This window comes from Haemophilus paraphrohaemolyticus, assembly GCF_002015045.1.
Taxonomy (GTDB): domain Bacteria; phylum Pseudomonadota; class Gammaproteobacteria; order Enterobacterales; family Pasteurellaceae; genus Haemophilus_A; species Haemophilus_A paraphrohaemolyticus.
The window spans coordinates 135,304-139,910 of record NZ_MUXX01000006.1; the positions used below are offsets into that span (position 1 = coordinate 135,304).

The 4,607-nt window shown below is 41.4% G+C and carries 7 protein-coding genes; all 7 read left to right on the plus strand.

The features are described 5' to 3' along the window. Nucleotides 1–264: 264 nt before the first annotated feature. From B0184_RS05110 to B0184_RS05135, 7 genes are read left to right on the plus strand one after another with little or no spacing between them, the layout of a single operon-like run. Nucleotides 265–789 (plus strand): hypothetical protein, encoded by a 525-nt coding sequence (locus B0184_RS05110; protein WP_078177635.1) that lies wholly within the window; start codon nucleotides 265–267, stop codon nucleotides 787–789. Continuing rightward, nucleotides 783–1,217 carry an ash family protein gene (locus B0184_RS05115; protein WP_078177636.1) on the plus strand — a complete coding sequence of 145 codons (435 nt, stop codon included), beginning with the start codon at nucleotides 783–785 and terminating at the stop codon, nucleotides 1,215–1,217. The genes B0184_RS05110 and B0184_RS05115 overlap by 7 nt, the downstream gene beginning before the upstream one ends. Continuing rightward, nucleotides 1,207–1,620: a hypothetical protein gene (locus tag B0184_RS05120; RefSeq protein WP_078177637.1), complete on the plus strand. Its 414-nt coding sequence runs from the start codon at nucleotides 1,207–1,209 to the stop codon at nucleotides 1,618–1,620. Before B0184_RS05115 ends, B0184_RS05120 begins: the two co-directional genes overlap by 11 nt. Next, nucleotides 1,613–1,825, plus strand: a complete 213-nt coding sequence (locus B0184_RS05125; protein WP_078177638.1) for a hypothetical protein — start codon at nucleotides 1,613–1,615, stop codon at nucleotides 1,823–1,825. The genes B0184_RS05120 and B0184_RS05125 overlap by 8 nt, the downstream gene beginning before the upstream one ends. Further along, a complete protein-coding gene (locus B0184_RS10525) occupies nucleotides 1,822–1,998 on the plus strand; it encodes a hypothetical protein (protein ID WP_158077812.1) in 177 nt (58 codons plus the stop codon). The genes B0184_RS05125 and B0184_RS10525 overlap by 4 nt, the downstream gene beginning before the upstream one ends. A gap of 2 nt (nucleotides 1,999–2,000) precedes the next feature. Next, nucleotides 2,001–2,261 carry a hypothetical protein gene (locus B0184_RS05130; protein WP_078177639.1) on the plus strand — a complete coding sequence of 87 codons (261 nt, stop codon included), beginning with the start codon at nucleotides 2,001–2,003 and terminating at the stop codon, nucleotides 2,259–2,261. Further along, nucleotides 2,261–4,000: a DNA primase family protein gene (locus B0184_RS05135; protein WP_078177640.1), complete on the plus strand. Its 1,740-nt coding sequence runs from the start codon at nucleotides 2,261–2,263 to the stop codon at nucleotides 3,998–4,000. The genes B0184_RS05130 and B0184_RS05135 overlap by 1 nt, the downstream gene beginning before the upstream one ends. The last annotated feature ends 607 nt before the right edge of the window (nucleotides 4,001–4,607 follow it).

Below are 4,607 nucleotides of genomic sequence, written 5' to 3' on the forward strand. Positions count from 1 at the left end.
TTGGGCTACTAGGTAGCCATCAAAAAATCGAAATTACCCCAAAAGCACACTGACCCGAAAAATCGGGGCTGCCTAAAATTTAGGAGACCCCAATTTTGTAGAGTTTTTTGACCAGTACGCGCGCGCGTGCGAGGAAATCCCAATTTAATTGGGAGATTTACCCAATAATCACAGGCAATAAAAAACCCGTACCAAAAAACGGTACGGGCTGAACTTCCAAACTCACACATAAGGCTAATTTAAACAAATTAACGAGGTTATTTTATGATGAACCTATTTCATAATCAATCTATTTCAAATGAATATAAATCACTATGCAAAGTTGCAAGCGTGGTTTATTCTGAATTTACTACAACGAAAAGGGGCAACCGCAGTCCTTATACAAGCGGTATTTTTTTATCTGAATTTTACCATTTCAAACAATGGCACGGCTTTACTACAGGCGTGATCCATTCTCTCAAATTGGTAACAAGGGCGATACGGGGAAATAAGGCTTTAAGCACGAATAACCCGAGCCGTCTTTTCGCGGTAGTTGAACCCTTGTTACACCTTTACAGAATTCTATTCAAAAGCGTGTTACAAGCCTTACTAACTAAACGAAAAGAGGGCATTTCTATGCTTTACACCTTTCTATTCAAAGGCATTGCAAGAAGAGATTTAAGCAATACCCGCAAAGCGATTACCGAATTACCGACTTACACTTTACGCAAACAGGCAGAAAGCGAGCAACAGGCACGAGCGTTCTTTGCACCGTTTTACGTGATTTTAGAAGGAGGCAAATTATGCTAACCCCTGAAAAAATGAACAGATTGCAAGCGGTTAAAAATGGGCGTAGTATGGCAAGCGTGGTAGCAAAATCTACCGCCAGCCGTGGAAAGCTGAATTTGTTAATGGCGAACACTAGCACGCCAAAAAATAACCGTGCTTTTTTTGTTTGTAGTATTCGCACACCTCAAGAAAACCGCTTAGCGGTATTTCTCTCTATGGTAGGGTATAGCGGACGGTATTTTACCGACTGTTTACCATTAACGACAGCTTTCCACACCGCTGTACCCTACCGCCAAACCGTGGAAAGTTTAGCGGTAGATTCTAAAAATCAGTTAATGGAATCTATCAAAATGAACCCTTACACACTCAAAGCCTACACAGGTAACCAATCCTATACCCTTAACGTAACCCGTTCTATGAGCGATTTAGGGGGTATCTATGCTAACTAAATGCTATGCGGTTTATAGCCAATTCCCGTTTGTTCTTTCTTCTTGCGAAATCAAAGGCGTTTACCGATTTACAAGCGATAAGAAAACCGCCAAAAGAGCAGTAAAACACCTTAAAAAGCAAGGTATGCGAAAAGCCGATTTTATCGAGATAAATCCAACTGATTGGGCGATTGTGATTTATTCACGAGCTGTTGGAGATTTACCGATAGTTATTGCTCAAGGTATGCGATACCAACACGAGGCAGAGCACGCCGCTGAATTACTCCGCCAAGCAATGCCATTAAATGTAGCGATACAGAAATTTGACGAAACACAAATTTTTGAGATGAGTAAGCAAGAGGATTTACTCACTTCTAGCGTGAAAGGCTTTTCTACAGCGAATAATGGGGGATTTTATGCTTAATCTTGAACGAGCTGATGCAATTGATGTGTTTAATGACGAAATGGCACGCTTAAAAGCACAATTGGAAGTAATGGCAGATCACTTTGAAAGTACCTCAAGCCTATTTAACCGCAACACGTACGCACATTTTACTTACTCACTACTTGCAGCAGTTGAACGCTTAGAAGATGCAGCAACTACCGCAATGAAAGGGGGCGTGAAATGATGAAAAAAGATAACCTAGCAGAAGCAAAAGCGACACTATGGCAAGCCTACACGTTACTTCATTTAACGACACGTGACGCAGTAGAAGATGATGAAATACTAGACCTTTTGACTGCATTACACGGTATCAAGTCCTTAATGGCAAACGGATTGGAAGAGTTGGAGGAGGTTTAGAGATGAATGCTTTAATTAAACCTCTTACCGCTATCTACAAGCGGTTAGAGAATGCGGAAACCTTGCTAGAAATTGCAGTAAGCGGTTGCGGTATAGCCACCAACGGCAAGGGCAAAACGCTCACAAAAGAAGAGATGATGAGCCTAGTATCTGAAAATCTACGCATTTCTAAAAATAATGTTCGTTACCAGTTGGCCGAATTAAAAGCCGTTGAAACGCTGAAACACTATGACGGCTTACTATTGGCGGGAGATGTATCGTGATGGCAAAACTCAAAAATGCACCTTTTGTGAATAAGCAACCAACAGGCAAAGCCTATGAGGTTCAAATTATTGCGGGGGCTGATGCCTGGAATAAAACCCGATGGCAAACTGTGAAAGAATGGACGAGAGCCGAAAACGATTATCAGCCTATCATTTTAGGGGGCGAACAGTTGCAAGAGCTGAAAGCGGGCGGGCTTAAAGTTGCGGTAGATATTGGCAGGGTAAGCATTTACCAATCTGGCCAACTCAAAGAGGCGGAGAAATCCGCCATCATTGCAAACCTTGCCAAATATTCCACCGCTTGTAACGTTGCTTTCTATGATGAGGCTTGCCAACTGGTAGAGAATGCGAGCGAATATCTATCACGATTGCGGGCAGAGGGTGAGAAAGAACCGATGGCCGATAGCGAGCTACTTTCTGAAAAACCGACCCAAAAGGAAATAATGAAAGCCTTTATCGCTCACCATCACAGACCGCTAGCCTATGACCGATTAACGGGAAGATGTTTTGAATTTACGGGCATTTATTGGGAACGGCTAGAAGATGAGGATTTAAAAAGCCAAATATTGAAATTTCTAGACAACTTAAACGCAGATTACACCAGCACCAAAATAACCAATATCGCTGACTTGGTAAAATTAAAATCTGACCGCTTGCCAGAAGTCAATAACGCCTTGATAGGCTTTAACAATGGTGTGCTAAATAAGCTCACAGGCGAATTCAGAGAGCATAGACCCGATGACTATTTAAGAGGAATAGAACACTACGAAATCAACCTAGAAAGCACGGAAACGCCTTTTTTTGATGACTGGTTAGAGTATTCTGCCAATGGTAACGAACTTAAAAAGCGGGCATTTCTGGCGGGCTTATATATGGTGCTTACGAATCAGCATAAATGGCAGTACTACTTAGAGGTAACAGGCGTAGCACGAGCGGGGAAATCGGTATTTGAAGAGATAGCTACCATATTAAACGGGCGAGAAAATACTGCAGTTTTAGATATTGCGGGATTTGATGACCCGATAAGGCTAGCCAAAACCGTGGGCAAGACGCTGATATTAAGCCCAGACCAAAAGCCCTACATAGGCACGGCTGACGGCTTAAAGAATGCCACAGGGGGCGGATTGATAGCGGTGAGGAATCTTTACCGTGATGAAATCGAATATCGACCTCAATTTGTTTTCGTGTATTCAACTAACCACCCGATTAGCTTTACCGACCGCAATGGCGGGCATAGTGGCAGACGGATTACCTATCATTTTAATAGAGCCGTTCCCGTTGCTAAGCGTGATCCAAACTTCACGGAAAAGGTGCAAAAAGAAATCTATGGCATAGTGAGAAAGCTACTCAACCAATTCACACCTGAACAAGCGAAAAACACACTGATTGAGTTTATGGCAACTGATGAGGGCGTAGAGGTTAAGCGAGAGTCGAATCACCTGACAGCATTTGCGGGGGCGTTTTATATCGATACAAACAAGACGCCTACAATAGCGTGGGGAAGTACCCGCACAAAGCTAAACGAGCAACAGGCACTTTACAAGGCTTATCTGCTTTATTGTGAGTGTTTAAATCAAAAGCCAATCAATCTTGCCACATTTAAAAACGCCTTTCCTGATGCACTTAAAGAGAGCGGAGAGAAAAAGCAAATCATCACGCTAGTCAAAGATGGTTACAGTGTTTTAAATGTATTTTGGAAAGACCACCAAAAAACCATAACCAAATGGGAAAATGGATAAAATGAAGTGAAATGTAATTAAAAACACTTCATCAGATAATCAACCTTAAAAGCCTTGCCAATGTTGGTAGGGCTTTTTTAGTCACTTTTAATCACTGTTTTAGCCACTGAATCACTTTAGTCACTTGCTTACTCACTTGCTAATAAAGCTAGTAATAGCAACGTTCTAGGCTAAAAATAAGTGACAAAAGTGACTAATTTTCAGAAACTTTTTTTTTATTTTATTTCTATTTTTCCACAGATTTTTTCGTTCAAAATGAAGTGTTGTTACTGAGTAAATGAAGCAGTAAAGAACTGACAGGCAGTTATTAAATAATCCTTAAATACTGACGAAATACACCGCCAACGCATTTCTACGCCCACTATCAAGGCAACGTTTAACACTCCCTAACTTTGGGCGTTCCTGAAAAAACAGGAGCGTAACATTTTCTGGTAGATGCTTTCACTGAACTACGCAAAATGCGACCGCTTGCCAGTTGTTAAAAAATAGCCGTTTTTAATGGTGACTTTTGATTTTAGTAACACAAATAGTAACACAGAGATTTTCTGAATTATAAAGAATCCTTGTAGCACAAGGCTTTAAGGTTATCAATTCAGCTGACCCCAGC

What these genes read in the sequence shown, in the direction of transcription:
- B0184_RS05110 (WP_078177635.1), top strand. Translation starts at nt 265, where the DNA reads ATGATGAACCTATTTCATAATCAATCTATTTCAAATGAATATAAATCA.
- B0184_RS05115 (WP_078177636.1), top strand. Translation starts at nt 783, where the DNA reads ATGCTAACCCCTGAAAAAATGAACAGATTGCAAGCGGTTAAAAATGGG.
- B0184_RS05120 (WP_078177637.1), top strand. Translation starts at nt 1,207, where the DNA reads ATGCTAACTAAATGCTATGCGGTTTATAGCCAATTCCCGTTTGTTCTT.
- B0184_RS05125 (WP_078177638.1), top strand. Translation starts at nt 1,613, where the DNA reads ATGCTTAATCTTGAACGAGCTGATGCAATTGATGTGTTTAATGACGAA.
- B0184_RS10525 (WP_158077812.1), top strand. Translation starts at nt 1,822, where the DNA reads ATGATGAAAAAAGATAACCTAGCAGAAGCAAAAGCGACACTATGGCAA.
- B0184_RS05130 (WP_078177639.1), top strand. Translation starts at nt 2,001, where the DNA reads ATGAATGCTTTAATTAAACCTCTTACCGCTATCTACAAGCGGTTAGAG.
- B0184_RS05135 (WP_078177640.1), top strand. Translation starts at nt 2,261, where the DNA reads ATGGCAAAACTCAAAAATGCACCTTTTGTGAATAAGCAACCAACAGGC.